This is a genomic window from Alistipes sp., assembly GCF_020026455.1.
Lineage (GTDB): Bacteria > Bacteroidota > Bacteroidia > Bacteroidales > Rikenellaceae > Alistipes.
The window spans coordinates 39,385-59,610 of the sequence record NZ_JAHHQJ010000005.1; the positions used below are offsets into that span (position 1 = coordinate 39,385).

Below are 20,226 nucleotides of genomic sequence, written 5' to 3' on the forward strand. Positions count from 1 at the left end.
AATATTATTTGAGCGTAACTTTGGCAGCTGCCGTTTTCCGGAAGCGGAGTTCCGACCCCGCACCTTCTGCATGCTGCACCGCCTCGCTGAATCCGACCGTAGCCTCTACCACCTTCGCTTCGGGGGCCGATGCGGGCAGGAATCCTTTCGCATGGTTGGTCGGCAGGGGTTTGACGGAGCTGCGGTCTGCGGAAGCGGAATATTCGAGTCGTTCGACGTAATTCCGCGGCTGACGGAGCTCTGCGGCCATACGACGCAGGTCGGCGATACGCTCTTCGGCCAATTCGGGGATGCCGCCCATATCCTTGGCAGGATCGACAAGCAACATGTCCGTAAGGATCGAATAGGGAGCCGTCGCACTCAGCGTGTAGAGATAACGGAACGTTGCACCCTGCTCAATATAGTTCGGAGTGGGCACGAAATAGATGTAACCGTCGGCCACGGCACCTCCAATAAACGGATAATTGACCGCATAGAGAGCATCGGGCTTCTCGTCCGAGACGCAGCCGGAGAGAATCTCCTCGCCGTTGATGGTACCGATCGGCGTCTGCGAAAGAAGCGGGGAGATGGCGCCGGTTATTCCTGCAAGCGGAGAAGCCGCGGGAACGTAAACCGCAGGAATCTGACCGCCCTTGTCGAACTTGACTCCGGGAAGTCCCGTGATGGTCAGCAGATCGGCAGAACTGTCGTCTTTCGGATCGTCTGCGATGGTCACCGTACCGATCTTACGACGCATCGGCTTCTTGTCCAGAAGATTGATGGCATAGTAGTTCCACTGGGTCGAGATCAGATACTCCTTCTTGGGCTGTTTGTCCTGCGGCAGGAAGTCCGTGTAGAGGAACTCGCTCTCCAATCCCGGATTGAATTTACCGGTCGTCTTGATGGTAGCCTTAACGAGGGTGCTGACATAGCCGTTGTAAGCCAGTCCGGCAAACGTATATTCCGTGTTGCCGTTCAGCCCCGTGAGCATGACGCTGTAATGTCCGCTGTTGATGGCCTCAAGCTGTTCCGGCGAGAAGACCTCGCCATTCTGCTGGAGGAAAGTCGTCAGGTCTACGTTTTTGATGTCTTTCGTCTTGAAGACTCCGTATTTGAGGGATTCTATACCCTCGCCATAGGCCCAGAATTTCGCCGAATTATCCGACGTAATACCCTGTCCGGCAAACTCGTTCGTGCTTTCGAGCCCGACCTTAAGGATGACGGAAACCTTGTCGCCCTTGGCTACATACCCGAACGGAATGAAGGCGTAACCCTGCATCTTCAGATTCTCCGACGCCGTTTCGCCGCCCTCCGGATTGGGTTCACCCGCACCGTAGATGCAACCTACAAGCGTGTACTTGCCGGTGCCTTCTTTCAGATCCTGCACGGAAATCGTTCCCGAAGCAGTGATCGTCTCGATGTTTTCCGCAGCGATCTTGCCATCGGCCATCTCCTGTGCCTTGAGGCTCGCCTCGCCGTCGCTCAAATTACCCGCGAAGATCGCGTAACGGAACTCCCGGGTATCCTTGGAGAGCGTGGCGCCGATTTTAACGACACCGTCAGCGGGTTCACTCTTGGTGAGGGCCACCGAGTAGTCGTAAACCCGGGCTCCGGGAAGCATCACCCGCTGCAGGCCGTGGGCATTGGCGTAGAAGAACTTTCCGGCACTCTCGCCCTCGCTCGGCTCGAGCAGGATGCTCTGCGCCGGGAAGGTGATCACACCGTTCTTGAGCGTGCCGTACTGACCAGCACCCCCGTCCATAGCGAAATTCTCCGGCGTCTGCGACGCGATGAACCATTCGCCCATCTCGGGAAAGAGGGTCAGACCGGTCGATTGGTAGGGATAATAGACCTTCTCCGGATCCGTGGCGTCGACATAGGTCCAGACACCGCGGTTCTCGTGATTGACGGGACCTCCGGCGAAGATGTTCATCAGCTCCGGCGTGTAGGCTTTCATGCGGTAATAACCCTTCTTGTCCGAACGCTCGTAGATTTCGAGCTGGATTTCGGGATTCGGATTCGCATTGGGGTTGTTTATCGACGCGAAGTTGCCCAGAATATCGTCGCGGTAGCGGCCCTTGGTCTCTCCGGTCTTCTCATCGGTGACCAGTTCCCATTTGGCCAGGACGAGCGAGATCGAAAGGCTCACCTTGTCGGGAGCGTAGACCGAGGCATAGCGCGGATCCTCGATGCTGATGTCGCAGGTGTAGGTCGTGCCCATTTGAGCCCCGGGGAAACTGATCTTGAAGGTCGTCTCGTCCTCTCCGGCTTCGAACGCAATCGGCTCGACGACAAAAATATTCTCGACGTTGGACGTCACGACAATCGGAACGACGATCGGATCCACGGCATTGCGCCGTTTGACCGTATAAATCGCTTCGGTCTGAGTTCCCGGTTCGAATTCCAGATCGGTCCTCGTAGCCTGCTTCTTGGGGAAGTAGACACCGTAGCAATCGGGATTCTCCGCGGCTCCCTGCTTATAGGTCACGTCGTCCTCGCAGCCGGCAAGGACGAGGAGAGCCAGCAGGAACGGTAATATATGCTTGAATGTCTTCACGGTAGTTTGTTTTTAAATTTGACAGCTTGGTCGCAGATGATCATCAACCGTTCCACGGCTTGACCTTTTGCGAAGGATCGGGATTGTTCTGCGTGGCGATGATGGGGTTGTTCTGCGTCTCGCCGCGCGTGATCACGAAGTTCCAGTAAGGCGCACGTCCTTCCGTATTGAGGCGGTACGAGGCCGGGGAGTTGGTTCCCACATATCCCCGTCGGGAGGACATGTTGAGCCGCTTCATGTCGAACATGACGATACCTTCGCCCCAGAACTCGATGCGCTTCTGAAGCATCAGCTCGTTGGTGAAATTTTCGATCGTCGACGAGGCGTTCGTACAGTCGTAACCTCCGCCCACGATGCGGTGTTTGTTCATGAAGTCATTGAGCAGCCGGACACCTTCACTAAGATTTTCATGCGCCTTGGCCTCGGCCTCGATGAAATACATCTCTTCGACGCGCATGTAAGGATGATCTGCGGCTCCACCGACCTTGTAATCCTCATAGGCGCCCTGTGCCGGACGGAACTTGATGTTCGCATAATCGGGCAACTCGTCGAAGTATGCCTTGCCCTCTTTGCGGCAGCTCTTGTAGGCGTAAGACTCCTTCTCCGGATCCCTGCGGTCGGGATCGAGCCACGAATGGCGACGGAAGTCGCGCAGGTCGATGCTGTTATAAAGGTTGCGGTTGATGCAGCGGCAGGCGTCGTTTCCGTAGGCGCTCCACGCATTCTCCGTACTCATGTGCGCCGTGAAGTTAAACAGGTTGGCAACGCTTTCGCTCGGCAGGGCGAGACCCCAGATCCAAGCATTGTTCGCCGCAACGCTGTTGAAGCCGTTCGAGGGATCTTCCCACTGCTCCTGCGTCAGGGGCGTGCAGCCGCTGGCCGAAATGGCCATCCGGGCAAACTCGGCGGCGGAAGCATAGGCTTCTGTGTCGTTCTTGGCCGTACCGCGCTCAAGCCAGGCCCGGGCTTTCAGACCGTAGACCAGCGCCTGGCTGATCGTATACTTGTCGGAGGGCGTAAAGCCGCTCAACAGCTCTTCGGCCTTGTCCAGGTCGGGGAAAATCAGCTGATCGTAGATGTCGTCGACCTTGGCGCGGGGATTGTTCTTGGCCTGGGCCTCGGTGGTCTCGGGCAGCACGATGGGGACACCCAGTCCGAGGACCTCGGGGGCTTGGGTATAGTTGTTCTCCTTGAATTCGTACAGACGCACCAGATCGAGGTAGAACATGGCCCGATAGGCATAGGCAAAACCCAGATAGGACTTCTGCTTCGCGTCGAGTGACGCAAAATCCGAAGAGTTGATCTGCTTGATGACGTTGTTGGCCGCCATGATCCACGCATAGTAGTTGTCCCACGTGAGCGCACCCACGGCATAATCCGCACCGAGTGCTTCGTTGGTTCCCCACTGCCCGAACCAGTCGTAACCGATATTGCCGCCTATGGCAATGTCGCCCGTCATGGACTCCGTAGCGATATGAATAGCCGGCAGGGCGAAGTCCCAGGCCTGCCCCTTTTCGGCATAGCCTGCGGAACCGGCCTGTACGAGCGAGGCCGGAATACCCTCAATCAGCGTTTCGAGGGTCACCTGCTCCTCGGTAGCTATTTGATAGGGCTCGGCTTCCTTGATGCAGCTGCTTGCCAGCAAGAGCGTTGCCAGCGTCGCAAGCGTTATGTTTTTCGCTTTTTTCATAGTATATCGTTTGTCGTAAAGTGAATGAGGCCGATTAGAATTGGATGTTGATACCGCCCGAAATCGTTCTCACGGGTGAATAGGTAGCCTGGCTTGTCGCTCCGCTGTAGGAGTAGCGGGGATCGAATCCCTGACGCTTGGACCAGTACCAGACATTCTCGCAGGAGAGATAGAGACGTACTTTCTCGATTCCGATCTTCGAGGTGATTTTCGACGGCAGCGTGTAACCGAAGTTGATGTTCTGCAGGTTCAGGTAGCTGGCGTCCATAAGGAAACGATCCGACATGTTGTTCTGATCCTTGTCTTCGTATTGCAGACGCGGGATGTTCGACGACGCATTGTCCGCCGACCAGGCATTGAGCATGTCCTTGTGCCAGTTCATACCCGTCGTCTTGTTGGCCGGCGAGTACATTGCCGCAGCGTATCCCGAGTCATAAGCCATACCGCCGATCTGGTAGGTAAAGGCCAGGCTCAGGTCGAAGCCGTAGAAATTGACGCTCGTGCCGAAGCCGCCGTAAAGATCGGGAATCGGGTCCCCGCAGAGATAGTCCGACGCCTTGGCATATTCCGTCGTCATCACGCGCTCCACGGCTCCGGTCTCCTTGTCGACCTGGTCCATGTACCACATCGAGAGACCCTCATTCGAAACACCGGCATATTTTTTCATGTAGAACGTGTACATCGGCAGTCCCTGTCCGAAGAAGGTGCTCCCGGACACGTAACCCGAGTAGCCTTCGACCTGCTTGGTCCGCCGTTCGGGAGGCAGCATGGAGATCTTGTTGCGCAGGTGCGTCATGTTGAGGTTGATGTCCCACTGGACATGCTCCCGCCGAATCGGCGTAAAGTTCAACTCGATTTCGATACCGCTGTTGCGCATGTCACCCACATTGGCATAGTAGGACGGATAGCCCAGCGACGGAGCGACCGGGAACGACAGCAGCATGTCAGTCGTCTTGCGGAGGAAGTACTCGACACCGCCGGCAACCGTCCCGCGCAGGAAGCTGAACTCCAGACCGGCATTGAAGTTGGAGTTGGTCTCCCAAGTGATGTTCTTGGCACCTTTGCTGTTGAAAACGGTCGAAACTTTGCCGTTGGCATTTTCGATCGTGTAGGTGTTCGTATAGCGGAAATCACCGATGTTATCGTTACCCTGCGAACCGATCGAGGCCTTCAGCTTGAGGTTGTCGAGCCACTCGTAGGTGTTCTGCATGAAGTTCTCCTTCGAAATGATCCATGCGCCGCCCAGCGACCAGAAATTACCCCAGCGGTGGTCGCGATGGAAACGCGACGAGGCGTCGCGACGATAGGATGCCGATGCGAAATATTTACCGGCATAATCGTACATGACGCGGGCAAAATAACCCTCGTTGTTGTACTCGATCCGGTGGGATCCGGCGCCCTGCTTGTCGATGATCGCACCGGAAAGCTCGTCGTTTTCCTGCGTCAGCATGTTGCTTTTCGAGGCCGACAGCGCATACACGCGGTTCTGGTAGGACTCGTGACCCAACATCACGTTGAGGTTGTGGTGGCCGACCTGCTTGGTATAGTTGAGAATCTGCTGCAGGTTGAGGTCGAAATTCCGCTGATGTCCTTTTGAAACCGAACCTTTTTCGCTGGCGAACTGTCCGAACCAGGGATTCAGGACCGAGGTGGAACGGGTTTCGTCGAGCGAAACACCGGCATTGAACGTGAACTTGAAGTCCTTGAGGAACGTAACGTCGAAATATCCCGTACCGTTGAAAGCATTTCCTTCGGCCTCCTTTTTGTTGAGACGCGAATCCGAAAGGGCATTGCCGTTGGGGAAGAGCGAGCGCTCCATGCCGGCATTGTCTCCGTTTCCGTAGTCGTAGAGCTTGATTCCATCTTCATTGTACATGACATTCCCGGCTCCATCGCGGATATAGAGCGGATAGATCGGGCCGACGGCCGTCGTATAGGCGAACACGTTGCCCGACGAGTTGCCGGCGCCGCTGTCGTCGATCTGGTTGTAGCGGAAATGCGCATAGTTGGCGTTGACACCGAATTTGAGCCACTTCTTGGCCTGGTAGTCCATGCGCCAGTGAGCGGTATAACGGTCCATGTCCGAGTTGTAGGCGATACCTTCGTTGTTCAGGTAGCCGAACGATGCGTAGAGCGAAGCGTTCCCGGTCTGCCCGGAGATCGACGCGTTGTATTCCTGACGCAGGGAAGAGCGGAAGGCGGCGTCGGTCCAGTTGTCGGGACGGATGTAGTACTCCTTGCCCTTGTAGACGACATGGCGGCCGAGCGTCGCGGCAGGATTGACCTTGCCATTGGTGCCGATGAACTCCTGTCCGGAGGGAAGCGTATAGACCATATAGCCCAGACCGCCGCCGCTCGCCGACGACGTCAGGGTCTCATTGGCGCGCAAATGCGCCTCGCCGGCTCCCATGTCCGAATTCATATAGTAGTTCTTCAGCGCGCTGTAATGCATCTCGTAGAATTGTGCCGGATTGGTAATGTAGGCATAATCCTGAACGGCACGCGAATTGACACCCCACTTGGCGTCGATCATCACGTGTGCCTCCTGCGACTTGGCCTTCTTGGTGGTGATCATCACCACACCGTTGGCACCACGGGCACCATACAGCGAGTTGGAGGCGGCGTCCTTCAACACGGTCATCGACTCAATGTCATTCGGGTTGAGGTTGTTCAGGTCTCCCGAGTAAGGCATGCCGTCCACGATCCAGAGGGGATCGTTGCCGGCGTTAAGCGAGCTGAAACCGCGGATACGGATCGTCGGGCTCTGTCCCGGCTGTCCCGAGGTGTTGCTCAGCTGCACGCCCGCGACTTTTCCGGCCAAAGCCTGCGCCACGTTCGACTGCTGCGACTTGGCGATGTCGTCCGATTTGATGACAGTCGCCGAACCGGTGAAAGCCTCCTTCTTAGCCGTACCGAACGCCACAACGATCACATCGTCGATCGCCTGCGTGTCCTCTTTCAGCACGACATCGATCCGGGTCTGCGTTCCCACTTCGATCTTGTGGGACTGATAACCCATGAACGACACGACCAGCACATCGTTCGATGCGACTTTGATCGAGAAACTGCCGTCCGCACCGGAGGTTGTACCCTTCGTAGTGCCTTCGACCAGAATGGTGGCGCCGACGATGCCGGCCCCCGCATGATCTTTGACCGAACCCGCAATTTCCCGTTCCTGTGCATGAGCAGACAGGAACAGTCCGAGAACAGCCATCAATGATAGTAAAATTTTTTTGGTCATAAATGCGCCATTTTAACCCTGGTAAAAAAATGATTGAAGAAATTTGTGTCTTTGAGTTCCGGCCTGGAGCCGTCACTTGTTTTTTCCGCCCGTCCTCTCCGGAATCCGGAGAGGACGGGGGAGTGTCATCTGTGGATCCGATCCGCGAATCGGCCAAAACGGGATCTATTCATAGAAATCGGCCGCAAGGTCGTTTTTCTTCGTCCCCGAATACTTGGTAGCCTTGCCCCGGAATTCGATGGTCAGGGTATTTTTGGTTCCGATAGGACTAGGATTCCATGTATTGAATATCCCCCAATCGACCATCGAGAATTTGAACGTCCACTCCTTACCCTCCTTCTTGACAGTCACGGTCGCCTTTTCGGGACACCGCATACAGTACCTATCCTTATCTGAATACCCGTATCCTTGTGAATATAAGGCCAGGAGCGAACTTTTGAAACTGAAGCTCCATTTGCAATTCTTGCCCTCTGCGGACAGATCAATCTCACCTTCATGCTGGAGATAGCTGTCCGGCAGGAAAAACATCGGAGTGGTAGTATCCTCATCGATACTCTCGGAGTGATCATTCCGGAAATAGAAACAATATCCCGATAACTTCTCGCCGGTATAATTGTCCTGATAAGTCGGATCATGCCGTACCTCCATCGCCGTAACGGTCCAATCCTGCAATTCCTTGTTATCCTTGTCCAAGAACTTGATATAGGGCTCAAACGGTTTGACGGGCTTCAGCTTTTCTTCATTCATCGCGTCGGCCGTCGCAGGCGTCGGCACTCCGTAGTATTCGATTTCGACCCCGATGCCGTTTTTCAGTTTCAGATTCACCTGCAGATAAATCTCCTTGCCTCCGGCGGGATTGGGATGGGTCTCGATCTTACCGGTCAGACCGGAATTCTCGCCGTAATGGGTCTGATAGCCTTTGTAGTCGTAGAGCCAGAACTTGTAATCGGAGGTCTGCGTTGCAACGTCGATCACGCCGCCGAACTTGGCCGCCAACACCCGCACGTATGCACCCCAATGACCTTTGGCCAGATCACCCGGAGCTGTGGCCGTTTCGGTGTCGCCCAAAGCGAATGCATAGCTGCCGACCTGCGGATCCTGCGAGAAGAGTGCGGCAATCGGAGCCTCGGCTGCACTGCCGGCCTCCGTAGTCGTCACCTTAATGGTGTTGGAGGCCGCATAACCTCCGGCGAACAAGCCTTTGTAGGTGGCACGCAGGCGTTTTCCGTCTTTCGAAGCGTCGATCGAGATGATAAGGCCCTCGATCGTACCGAATTTATCCGTCTTGTATTTCACCGTCAGGGTTCCGGTCGTTCCGGCACCCGTCGCGAATTCACCACAACGAATCTGCACCTTCGCGGGATCGGCCGTTGCAAGATCGATTTCCGACCCTTTGAACAACTCCTCGGCAAGCAGAATCTCCACGCCCGCAGCACCCTCCTCGGGAGCGGTCAGGCCCTCTTTCTCATAGAGATGGAAACGACGGTTGCCTTCGCGGACATTGCGCCACTCGACAACACTTCCGATGGCAGTGATCCGGCTGTCGATCTCGTATTGGTTCGTCAGCTCGATGTCACGCTCCGCCGTACAGGTATTCTGGTAGCGGGCGATCAGCATCTTGCCGCTCTTCAGATTGACACAGGTGTAAAGATTGAGCCGGGTCTCACTCACCAGATCGGCAGCAAGTTCCACGCTCGCGACATCGGTCATCGTTGTCTTTTTGACCGAAATATCCTTGTATTCGATTTCGAACGGCTCAACGGCCGTATTCACGGTTCCCTTGGGATCCTTCACCATAACACGCAGATAATCATTGGCCTGCTTCATCTGCGCGGCATTGATCAGCCCCTCGGTCGGCGAGAGGTAAAAGGTATGGTTGCCGTCTTCTTCCACGACATAGATCGCCGACTTGATGTTGACTTTATCACCTCCGTCGTACTGGATCTGATCGACCAGTTTTTCGGGAGGGTTCACCCCGGGATTGGGAGTGTCGTTAGGATCGTCGTCACTGCATGCTCCCAGCATGGTTGCCGATGCGAGCAAAGCGCACGCCAGCGTGCGCAATCTGTAATGGGTCGAATTTTTCATAACGATTGTTTTAATAGCGCGGGGTTCGGGAAAAACCCCGCGCTATCCGGTTTTTCTGTTGTTATTTGGTCATTCCGGCCTTTTGGAACATGACGTTCGGCAGTTCTTCGGCCAGGCGGCTCATCGGGACCGACGGAGCCGGCAGGCGGCGGAGCAGTCTGGGCGGTTCGAGATGATCCTTCTCGGCCGCAGCACGCCCCGTCTGGCTTACGACAGGACCTTCCCACTCTCCGCGTACATGGTGTTTCCGCACGCAGATGCCGTCAAATTCGAACCGATACCAGTTCTCCTTGCCCTCGCCCTCGACTTTTGTGATCGTAACCTGACCGCCGTAGATCAAAGCATGTCCGTCCATGTATTCGAAAATCGTCTGGCCATTATCCTTCATCGAGTAATTCTGGTGCATCCATCGACTGCCGCTCAGGGCGCCACTCAACATGATGCCGCGCATCATGACTCCGGGCTTGACAAATTCCGGCCAGCGCTGTTCGCCTACCTTATAGGTTCCCGGAGTGATCACGTTCTCCTTACCCGGCTCGGTGACGAGCTCCATGCGGACGATGTCGCCACCCGGCTCGCGATCCGTAAAGTCTTCGGGGCGGTCTCCGACATTTTCGATACCTATATTAATAAACTGCAGTCCGCAGTTGTAGGAACTGATCGGCTTGTAGCCGATGTTCTGGATATAGATCTGATCCGAAGTATAGAAATGTGCCTTTTTGATCTTCGTCAGATCCATGTCGTAGTCGCGCTCGAGCGTCGAAGTGCCGTCGTCGTCGGGCTTGTCGTTGGACGCGTCGGTGATCGGAATGACTCCGGTGTACGATCCCTTGAGGACAAAGCCGTCCTTCGAGGTGAGATTGAACTCGACCTTGTAGGCCGGTGCCACATTACCATCTTCGTCCGTATGATTACCGGCAGCCTCGATCTTGATGGTACCTCCCTTTCCATAGGAGAATTGTCCGAAGTTGGTTCCATCGTCCAACTGAACATAAGTACCGAGCGGGAATGTCATTGCAGCCATCGGAACCTCCACGGCGGGCATCCACGTTCCCCACTGGAACGAGGTGTTGGGCATATATTCGTGGGGTTTGATCGCAGCGTCCTTCGGATTGCCGAACAGATCGTTGAATACGACGAGCGCAGCAGCGAGACCGCCCTGACCCTTTTTCGAGTTGTAGGTTTCGTCGAAAATATTGATCTGCATCATACCCGTACCGGCCTGGAGCATGTTGCCGTAATAGGTTGCGGCGGCAGTGGCTCCGATTACTTCCACATCGCGACCGATCTGCGGCAGGGAGAAGCCGCCGCCCTCCGGCTGATCAATGATCCGGAGCTGTCCCTCATAGACAATGTCCTTTTCCATACCGTCCGTATCGACGAAACGAAGCGAAACACTCCAGATATCACCTTTGCGAGCGACTTTCACCGGCTCTCCCGGCACCAGCGACAGCTGGCTCTTATTGCCCTCGGCGTCGGTATACTGCACACCGGTATATTGCGCCGTGAACGTATGATCCTCGTTGAGCTGGCTGGCCATGTATTCACCCTCGGGGAGCAAGTAGACATCCTCGCCCGGGAGCGCATAAAGGTCGGCCACGAAAAGATACCCAGCTTCCTTGAGCGTCACCTGCCCTTTGGTCAAGGTATACTCGGCATCCGTCAAGGCCAGATAATAGTTGTGCGACTCCACACCCTGGGCCTTCTTGAGGTACCACGCGATGGGAGCCTTATCCAGCATCACCTTGTTCGAGGCATCTCCCGCCTCCGAAGCGTCGGAATCCTTGCACAGTCCGTAATAGGTGACCTTCAGCGTTTTCCCGCCGGCTTCGATTTCGGCAGAAATGCGAGCGACGCGGGCCGAGAGGAATTCGACCGAGAGAGTCGCCACCGAGGCCTCTCCGAGATTCGAGGAGTTCACGTCGAGCTCCCCATAGGAGATTCCGTTGCCGGCAACCGAAAGATCGACAGCTCCAGCCGGTTGTTTGACCGTGATCTTGACGGCATCTTCGGCGATCAGCATACCGTCCACATCCACAAGCCCTGCCGTCGGCGAGAGGTAGATCGTATAGACAGGGGCCGAATCCGCCGTCTTCTCGCCGTTCCCGGGAGTCTCGACCGTGTAGACGGCGGATTTAATTTCCCGCACGACATCGTTGCAGATCACAGCATTCCCGCTTTTGGGCATGTCGGGATTGCCGGATGAACTGGAATCATCGTCCGAACACGAATTCAGTACGGAAACTCCTGCCATGCAGAGCATGGCCAAAAAGAAAGGTACAACTTTTTTCATAGGGTGAGATTTAATGAACCGGTTTTCCGGTTTGGCAATAGGATATATGACAAGCAGTATGGAACACCATGCTCAAAACAGTTGATACAATCTAATTAATGAAACCCGGAACGAATTCCAGAAAATAACCTATCGAGTTTTCGGGATTCTATCGACTTGGCACGGAAACGGCATCAAGGCAAAATCCCCTCCCTCCCCGCATTTTGCCGAGGAGTAAGGATTCTCTTTGTCACAAAGATAGAAAAAAAATCCTATCCCGGTCATCTTCCCGAAAAAAAAGTCATCGCACACGACATGCCCAACAGCCGAAATATCCCTGTAAAACGCACGCTGCTAAATACATGCCAACACACCGAACCGGCCAAAAAAAACGAAAGAACAACCGCTTCGAAACGGTTTCGCAAGGCAAAACAAGGTTAAATGCAGTATAGCGACACATTCGCGCTCCGGGAACGGATATGCCCCGTCCGCGCCCGGCCCGTCGGAAAGCCGATGAAAGCATCACGACACTCTCCGACCCAACCGCCAGGATAAAAAAAAGCAGGGCCACCACCGACCGACATCCCCTTCCGGGCAGCGCACATCCTTCCGGCCCGACCGTCATGCCTTCAGCGCGGCCAGCAACTCCCGGACGAACGTCTCGTCGGCATCGGTCACGGTGTACTCCGGAACGCCGGCGCACCCGCCCATCGAAACCCGCGGATTGCGGAAGCGCATCGCCCCCTCGCGTTCCCGGCGGGCGCTGAAATGCAGGGCATCGACCCCCGCCGCGGCCAGCACGCGCGCATTCGACGGATTGACGCCACTCCCCGCCATGACCTCGATGCGTCCGGCCGCCTGTGCCGCCAGAGCACGCAGCGTCCCGATACCCTCCAGCGCCGTATTGCAGCCCCCGGAGGTGAGCACCCGGCAGCATCCGGTCCGGATAACCGCTTCGAGCGCCTGCCCGAGATCGCACGTCATGTCGAACGCCCGGTGGAAGGTCACCTCCATCCCCTCGGCCTCGCGGACAAGCTGCGCCGTGCGCGTCTCGTCCACCGCTCCGTCGGGGGTCAGCAACCCCAAGACCACCCCGTCGGCCCCGCAGACACGGGCAAAGCGGATCTCCTCGGCCATCAGCGCCGTCTCGGCATCCGTATAGCAGAAATCCCCGCCCCGGGGACGTATCATCACACTCAGCCGCAGCCCCGGCAGCCTCCGGGCATAGCGGATCAGCCCGACGGAGGGGGTCGTACCCCCTTCGAGAGGCGCAGCGCAGAGTTCGATGCGCGTGACGCCCGTTCGCCGGGCTATATCGCACGCATCGCAGGTATAGGCACAAAGTTCAGTCGTCATAAATTCCGGTCATAATTGGTCTATGGTATGCAGGAGACGGTCTCCAAGACCGATCGTATAGCCGTGGGATTCGAACACGACACGGTTGAACGTGTCGCCGATCAGAAAGACCGGAAGCGCAACATTCCCGGGCAGCTGCATCGCGTCGAGCATCCGCCTGCGGACCGAGCCGTCACGGTCGATGCCGAAGGCGACGGTCGCCGGCAGTCCGGCCACGGGCGAGGCCGTGTATTTCCGGTAGGCCTCCTCGTCGGGGAAGAGCAGGATCAGCGAGCGCCCCCACTTCTCCAGTTCCGCGGCCTTGGCGGCAATGTCCTTCAACGCATGGTCCGTAGGTTCCTGGCCGACGCCCAGCAGTCCGATCACGAAATAACCGCGCCCCGCAGTCAGGAGCACCGAGGTTTCAAGTCCCGTGGCGGCATCGGTGAATTTCGATTCGGAATCGAAGCTCCCGATCACGCGGACCGCCTCCGAATTGTCGCGCATCACCAAATCCGCCTCGGTCATCCCATCCGGACGAACATTGAAGAACGACACGTTGCCCAGCACACTGCCGCTGGCGAGCCGGCTGCCCGTCACGAGCATATAATAGCCGGTTTCCAGATCGGCCGGAGCCCGGAACAGCGCACTCCATTTCCCGAAATCGGGATAGTTCAGCAGGGAGAACGCCTGCCCGCCGAAACGCGACAGGGAGAAGTGCCGGAAATACTCCGGATCGTCGAGACGCAGAATCGGCGCATAATTCAATTTCAGCCGCCCGGTCTCCAGTTCCCGGTTCCCCTGCGCGTCGAAATCGACGGATACATCCTTTCCGTCATGGCGGTAGAAGAGGTTGCCCGTCACGCGGTCGATCCACGCCGGGATGCCGAGCGAACGGGCTGCGGCTACGAAGAAGATCGCCCGCGAGCGCTTGTCGGCCGTCCGGCTGCGCCACACGCCTTCGGGTGAGATGGTCGTGGAGACGGTGCAAAGTTCCGGACGCAGGGTCAGGCTGTCGCGGCACCACGCAGCCAGATGCTGCGGGTCGTCGCGGAAAGCGGAGGCCATGGCAGCCGGAATTTCCCGCTGCAGGAACGACCGGTAGGGCGTGAGCATCTCATCGCCCACACGCGGAGCCAGCACGGTTGCGGCATCGGCATCCCGGTCCGTATGGTAAAGATGGTCCGCGAGCACGGCCGACGGCGCATCGCGCAGATCCTTCGCCGACAGCGTGGCAAGCAATTGCAGGGCACACCCGGCACATCCCTCGCGGCTCGCCCGGCGCAGAAAATCCATGATCTCGGCGTGGTTGCCGCGCGAAGCGGCGATGAATCCGCCCACATCGTCCGGCTCCATGCCGACGGAGCGGGCGAACTCCGCGACGGCAGCCGGCGCAGGGAACGTTGCAATATAGGCGTTGCGGATCTCGTCCTCGCGGTTGAAGCGGCGGTCGTTCTCCGCACGCTGGTCGGCCGTTACCTCGGGCAAATACGCATTCTCCGCCGGGGGAACGATATCAACGGGGAAGAAGAATTCATCGCCGATCGCATGATCCAGGACCAGCGTCACTTCCGCCTCCTTTCCGAAAGAGACCTTCCGGACCCCGAACCGCCCGTCGCGGACGGCCATGACAAGCATATCGCCCAGACCCGCCGACAGCGAGGCCTGCCCCCGGGTGTCGGTCGTTTTGCGCGACACGGTGTAGAACTCGGCGTAGTTGTACAGCTTGAACTCCACGCTCGCTCCCTCCACGAGGTCGCCGGCGGCGTCGGTGACCGTCACCGTGAGCGGAGCGCAGGCGCCATAGTTCGAGATCACGTTGATCTCGGTATAGTTGGCCGTGGTTTTCATCACCTCCTCCGGGCCGTCGTAATAACCAAATACCTTGGTGTGCATCAGCATCCCGCGGCTGGCCGGGGCGTTAAACCACCCCAGATTGAGCACCGGCTCCGGCTCGCAGGCACCGAGGAAATACCACTGTCCGTCGGCCCAGGCCTCGACCCAGGCGTGGTTGTCGTCGGTATGCGCCCAGCGGGGCGTGTAGACCTGCCGGGCCGGGATGCCCACCGACCGCAGGGCCGCGACAAGCAGCGTCGACTCCTCCCCGCAGCGGCCGTAAGCCGTGCGCACGGTGGCCAGCGGCGAGCTGGTCCGCGCATCCGACGGCTGGTAGCTGGCCTTTTCGTGGCACCAATGGTTCACTTCCAGCACAGCGTCGTACATCGACAGCCCCTCGACACGGGGTTTGAGTTCCTCGCGAAACACCCGGCGCGCATCGTCGAGATGCTCGTTGTTGACCCGCACGGGCAGCACGAAATGCCGGAACAATTCGTCGGAGACGGTCCTGCCCCAGGGCATCTCCTCCCGGGCAGCCAGCGCCTCGCGCACGTTTTCCAGGTAGAAATCGCCCGAATAGTCCGTAATATCCCCCACGGGCATATAGGCATAGAGGAACGTCATGGCCTCGCGTTCCTGCGGCGTCATCGTCCCGTCGAACACCCGGAACAGATCGCCCCGGGGCAGCAGCTCCCGCTTCTGGAAGAAATCGGCCTCCACACGCCGCATATACCCGTCGTTGCCGGAATGACATCCCGGCAGCAGGCCCGCAAGCAGCAGCAGACCCGCCAATAAGTAAAAACTTCGTTTCATCGCAGTGTAAGTTCTATGATCCGATCCGTATCCTGCGGAACGTTCCGCAGATCCAGGACAACCCCCCGGTCCTTGTGCGTCGTATAGGACACCCGTTCGCCGTTGTTCAGACACCGGGCGGAAGCGATCTTCCGTCCGAGCGGCAGATAGAGCGCATCGTCCTGCAAATCGAGCACATGCACATAGAGTTTGTCGTTCTTGCGCGTCGTCACACCCCAGTCGTGCGGCGGAATATCCCCGCCACGCGTTCCATAGATGCTCTCGCCGTATCGGGCGAGCCATTCGCCCATCTCCCGCAGCCGTTCGACGGCCGTCGCAGGCAGCTTTCCGTCGGGTTGGGGGCCGATATTGAGCAGCAGGTTGCCGTTACGGCCCGCAGCCCGCACGAGGTAGTGGATCAGCGTCTTCGCCGACTTGTAGTCGAGATCGGTGATCTTATAGCCCCACATGCCGTTCATCGTCTGACAGGTCTCGAGCGGCAGGGAGCCAATCCGCTGACCCGAAAGTCCGGCGGTATTCTCGCCCGGAAGGTCGCGCTCGAAAATCTGGATATCCTCGCCCTCGATCGGCTCGAGGTGGTGGTTGTTCCCCACGAGGCATGCCGGCTGAATGGAATGAATATGGTCGTACAGCCCGCGGAGCTTCCAGTCGAAATCCGGATTTCGGTCCTGGTCCCACACCCCGTCGAACCACACGGCACCGACCGGACCGTAGCCCGTCAGCAGCTCCGTGAGCTGGTGTTTCATGAAGTCGTAATAGTGTGCATAGTCGACCTCCGTCCCGGGGCGCCCCGTTCCGCACCCCGTCCGCCCGCGCGGATAGTCGTCACGATACCAGTCGATCAGCGAATAATAGAGATGCAGGCGGATGTCCTGCCGGGAGCACTCGTCGGCCAGCATCTTTACGATATCCCGTTTATAGGGAGAGGCGTCCACGATGTTGTAGTCGGACTGTACGGTGTCCCACATCGAGAATCCGTCGTGGTGGCGCGTCGTGAAGCAGATATACCCCGCTCCCGATGCCTTGAAGGCCGAGACCCACTCCGCAGCGTCGAAGTCATGCGGATAAAATGCGTTGGCCAGCTTGGCGTACTCCTGATAATTGATGTTGTTGTTAGTCATCGCCCATTCGCCCGATCCGAGCATCGAGTAGAGTCCCCAGTGGAGGAAAATACCGAATTTCGCATCCTGAAACTCCGTCCTGGCCCGAAGGTTCTCGGGCGAGGGGGCATAAGGGGCAGCCACCTGTGCCGACACCGTCCGGCAGACAGCAGCGCAAAGCAATGTAAAGACGAGTTTTCTTATCATCTGAGCGTAAAATTTAGTCCGGGGAGAGGAACAGCGCTTGTCTCGTTACAATGTATTAACAAATATAAAAAATATTTTTGGGATTTCACCAAATGAGGGGCAGGGAAAAACCGGTCTTTTTGGCAAAAAAAGCAGCCCCGGGATGCTATTCGCCCTCCTCCGGCAACAGATTTTCGGCCAGAGCCAACATGTTCCGGAATTCGGCGGCGTCGTATCCCGCCGAAAGAGCCGCGACACGTCCCCCGGCATCCAGCAGGTAGTTGCGGGGCACGGTCCTCCCGGCATACAATCCGTAAATCGCGCCGTCGGGATCGAGCCCCATCGGGAATCCGAGCCCGGACTCTTCCCGGAACGCCGCCAGTTCGTCCCGGCTTTCCCCGCGCGAGACGGCGAGCAAGACGAACTTCCGCCCGGCGAAGCGTTGCAGCACTTCGGCCGGAACAGCCCCCAATTCCCGCCGGCACTCGGGACACCACGAGGCAAAGAAAACCAGCAGCACGACATTGCCGCGCAGTTCGGAAAGCCGGGTTTGGCCGCCGTCGAACATCCCGACCGCGAAATCGGGCGCCATATCTCCGACCCGCACCCGCGAAGTCGCCCCGGGCGAAGGTTCGTCCTCCCCGATACAGGCCCCCGACAGCAATACCGCCAACACGAGCCCCCGGGCCATCACCCGGTGAAAGCACCGGCCAATAGCCTGCATAAAATCTCCGGTAAACATTCCGCTGTTCATTGCACACATTCCACGGCTTCAACCGTGTCCCGATCTCAAAGTTACGAAATTTTCCCGAAATTCCATCCATCCCCCTGTCCGCCGGCTGTCGCAACAGGCCCCGGACCTCCTCCCGGAAAAACGACCGATTGCCGGCCGTCGGACTGCTTCCGTCGATCTTATTCGTCCGACATTGCCATATTCCGAAATTTTCTTCCTATCTTTAGGGAACCTTAAAACTATTCGAACCATGAAATTTTTCATCGACACAGCCAATCTGGAACAGATCCGCAAGGCGCACGAGCTGGGCGTCCTGGATGGCGTCACGACCAACCCGTCGCTGATGGCCAAAGAGAACATCCGGGGCACGGAGAACTGCAACCGTCATTACGTTGCAATCTGCAACATCGTCGAAGGGGACGTGAGCGCCGAGGTCATAGCCACCGACTTCGAAGGAATGGTGCGCGAGGGCGAAGCGCTGGCGGCACTGCATCCCCGCATCGTCGTGAAGCTGCCCTGCACGGCTGCAGGAATCCGGGCCGTGAAATACTTCGCCGCCAAGGGCATCCGGACGAACTGCACGCTGGTGTTCTCCATCGGACAGGCGTTGCTGGCCGCAAAGGCCGGAGCGACCTACGTCTCTCCGTTCGTCGGACGGCTCGACGACATCTCCGAGGACGGCGTGGCACTGGTCGCCCACATCGTGAAGGTCTACCGCACCTACGGCTACAAAACCCAGGTACTGGCCGCCTCGATCCGCCACACGCAGCATATCATCCAGTGTCTCGACGCGGGGGCCGACGTTGCAACATGCCCCCTTGCGGCCATCGAAGGGCTGCTCCGACATCCGCTGACGGACAGCGGACTGGAGAAATTCCTCGCAGACCACGCCCGGCTGGAATAATCCGGAATTACCCACACAAAAGCCCCCGTCCGTCGCCGGACGGGGGCTTTGCAGGAGCAACGGCAAACAGTGCCGAGCAAGCATCTCGATCACAGCCTCTTGACACACCTGTTTGTGTAGATTTCGCAACGCCTTTCCGGGGAGGGACGGCGCCTGCCGTTTTCCCCGAATACGGATACCCTGCCAGGGGTATGGCGCTCAGGAGAGCCCAAACGGAAGTTCATCGAACAGTTCGCCGTTTACCGCTCCACGACAAGAGATCTCGCTTCCGGGATCGACCCGTCATACAAAACGAGGCCCCGGAGAGCCTCGTTTTCAAAGATCTTGTCATGCGGGAATCAGGCCTGCGGCTCCTGGCTCTGCAGGAACTGCTGGTACTCTGCCCACATCTGCTCGATGCCCTTTTCGGGGCCGAACATCGCACGCATGGCCTTGTCGAAACTCCAGACATCCATGTCGCGAACCGTAATGTGGAATTCACGCAGGGCATTGGGATTCAGGGTCGTCAGCCACTGCAGGAAAAATCCGGTCGTCCTATAGCCGTCGAGCCAATGTCCGCCCGGCTTGCGGAGCGCCGCAATGTCGAACAGCCCGGCCTGGGCGCGCACGGCGTCGGCAAGGCCCTCGATGCAGGCCCAAAACTCCTTGTTGGTCGAATAGCTTCCAATCCCTTTCGGCTCGAACTGGTAGGCATGCACCAGTTCGTGGAAAAGCACACCGCGCGTTTCGTAGTCGAGTTTGTAAAGCGACTCGCGCGCCGACTTCTCGACGTGTTGCGTACTGTACACGATTGCCGTTTCCGCAGGATCGCCCGATTTGGCCGAAACCCCGCCATAATCCTTCAGCGTATAGTCGATTTTCCCCACCGTGTTCATCGTATCGGCAGCCGAGTAGAAAAGAATTTCGGCAACCTTGCGGGTGTGGTAGCGGACATACGCCTCGGGGTCCTGCACCAGCGTGGCGTAAATCGCGGCTCCCTCGGTCTGAGGGTCAAGCACCTCGAAATCCACGGCGGGATAGACGAAGCCGCTCCACGCCTCTTCCCTGTCACACTCGTAGAAACGCACGTCGCCCACGACGACCGTATCGGCCTCTCCGCGCGGCAGGAATTCGATTTTATAGGCCGTATAGTTCGAAGGTTCGGCAATCCGCCCGGTAATTTCCTGGAAACGCGAGCAGAATTCGCATCCCTCCCGGCGGTCGAGCTCGACCCATTTGCGACCGTCGTGCGAGCCGCTCAACACCCATCCTGCCGGATCTGCGGCGGGTGCTTCGCCCGAAGAGTATACGCGGTAGTTCCGCATCGGAGCGCCGAAGCCGTCGAAGACGACCCGACAGGGACCGGACGCAGACATGGCATAAGATGTCGAGGGATCGTCGTCACAAAGTTCCGCAATATTGCGGGGTGCCTCCTGCTCGCAGGAGAGCATCGCAAGCGCCGTAAGCGCAAAAATAAAGTGTTTCATAGTATAAGGTTACCTGTTTTTCGGAT

11 protein-coding genes are annotated in these 20,226 nt (G+C 57.8%); 1 reads left to right on the forward strand and 10 read right to left on the reverse strand.

The features are described 5' to 3' along the window. Positions 1–4 precede the first annotated feature (4 nt). The 9 genes from QZ460_RS04085 to QZ460_RS04125 form a co-directional block, all read right to left on the reverse strand. Entirely contained in the window at positions 5–2,536 is a 2,532-nt protein-coding gene (locus QZ460_RS04085; RefSeq protein WP_290540323.1) for a hypothetical protein, read from the reverse strand. 43 nt (positions 2,537–2,579) lie between these two features. Continuing rightward, a complete protein-coding gene (locus QZ460_RS04090) occupies positions 2,580–4,226 on the reverse strand; it encodes a RagB/SusD family nutrient uptake outer membrane protein (protein WP_290540324.1) in 1,647 nt (548 codons plus the stop codon). A gap of 34 nt (positions 4,227–4,260) precedes the next feature. Continuing rightward, positions 4,261–7,440, reverse strand: coding sequence for a TonB-dependent receptor (locus QZ460_RS04095; protein WP_290540450.1), 3,180 nt, complete (start codon positions 7,438–7,440; stop codon positions 4,261–4,263). A 192-nt stretch (positions 7,441–7,632) separates the two neighbouring features. After that, positions 7,633–9,555: a hypothetical protein gene (locus QZ460_RS04100; protein WP_290540325.1), complete on the reverse strand. Its 1,923-nt coding sequence runs from the start codon at positions 9,553–9,555 to the stop codon at positions 7,633–7,635. 61 nt (positions 9,556–9,616) lie between these two features. Beyond that, entirely contained in the window at positions 9,617–11,848 is a 2,232-nt protein-coding gene (locus QZ460_RS04105) for a hypothetical protein (protein WP_290540326.1), read from the reverse strand. Positions 11,849–12,448: 600 nt separating this feature from the next. Then, a complete protein-coding gene (locus QZ460_RS04110) occupies positions 12,449–13,183 on the reverse strand; it encodes a copper homeostasis protein CutC (RefSeq protein WP_290540327.1) in 735 nt (244 codons plus the stop codon). A 9-nt stretch (positions 13,184–13,192) separates the two neighbouring features. Continuing rightward, entirely contained in the window at positions 13,193–15,811 is a 2,619-nt protein-coding gene (locus QZ460_RS04115) for a transglutaminase domain-containing protein (RefSeq protein WP_290540328.1), read from the reverse strand. Beyond that, positions 15,808–17,118 carry an alpha-L-fucosidase gene (locus QZ460_RS04120; RefSeq protein WP_290540329.1) on the reverse strand — a complete coding sequence of 437 codons (1,311 nt, stop codon included), beginning with the start codon at positions 17,116–17,118 and terminating at the stop codon, positions 15,808–15,810. Before QZ460_RS04120 ends, QZ460_RS04115 begins: the two co-directional genes overlap by 4 nt. Positions 17,119–17,263: 145 nt before the next feature. After that, positions 17,264–17,821: a peroxiredoxin gene (locus QZ460_RS04125; RefSeq protein WP_290540330.1), complete on the reverse strand. Its 558-nt coding sequence runs from the start codon at positions 17,819–17,821 to the stop codon at positions 17,264–17,266. Positions 17,822–18,080: 259 nt separating this feature from the next. On the opposite strand from QZ460_RS04125, the gene fsa reads away from it, so the two are divergent. Then, complete coding sequence (fsa, locus tag QZ460_RS04130) at positions 18,081–18,734, forward strand: fructose-6-phosphate aldolase (protein WP_290540331.1); 654 nt, start codon at positions 18,081–18,083, stop codon at positions 18,732–18,734. A 338-nt stretch (positions 18,735–19,072) separates the two neighbouring features. Here fsa and QZ460_RS04135 read toward each other — a convergent pair whose 3' ends face one another. Next, entirely contained in the window at positions 19,073–20,200 is a 1,128-nt protein-coding gene (locus QZ460_RS04135; protein ID WP_290540332.1) for a basic secretory protein-like protein, read from the reverse strand. Positions 20,201–20,226: the final 26 nt, after the last annotated feature.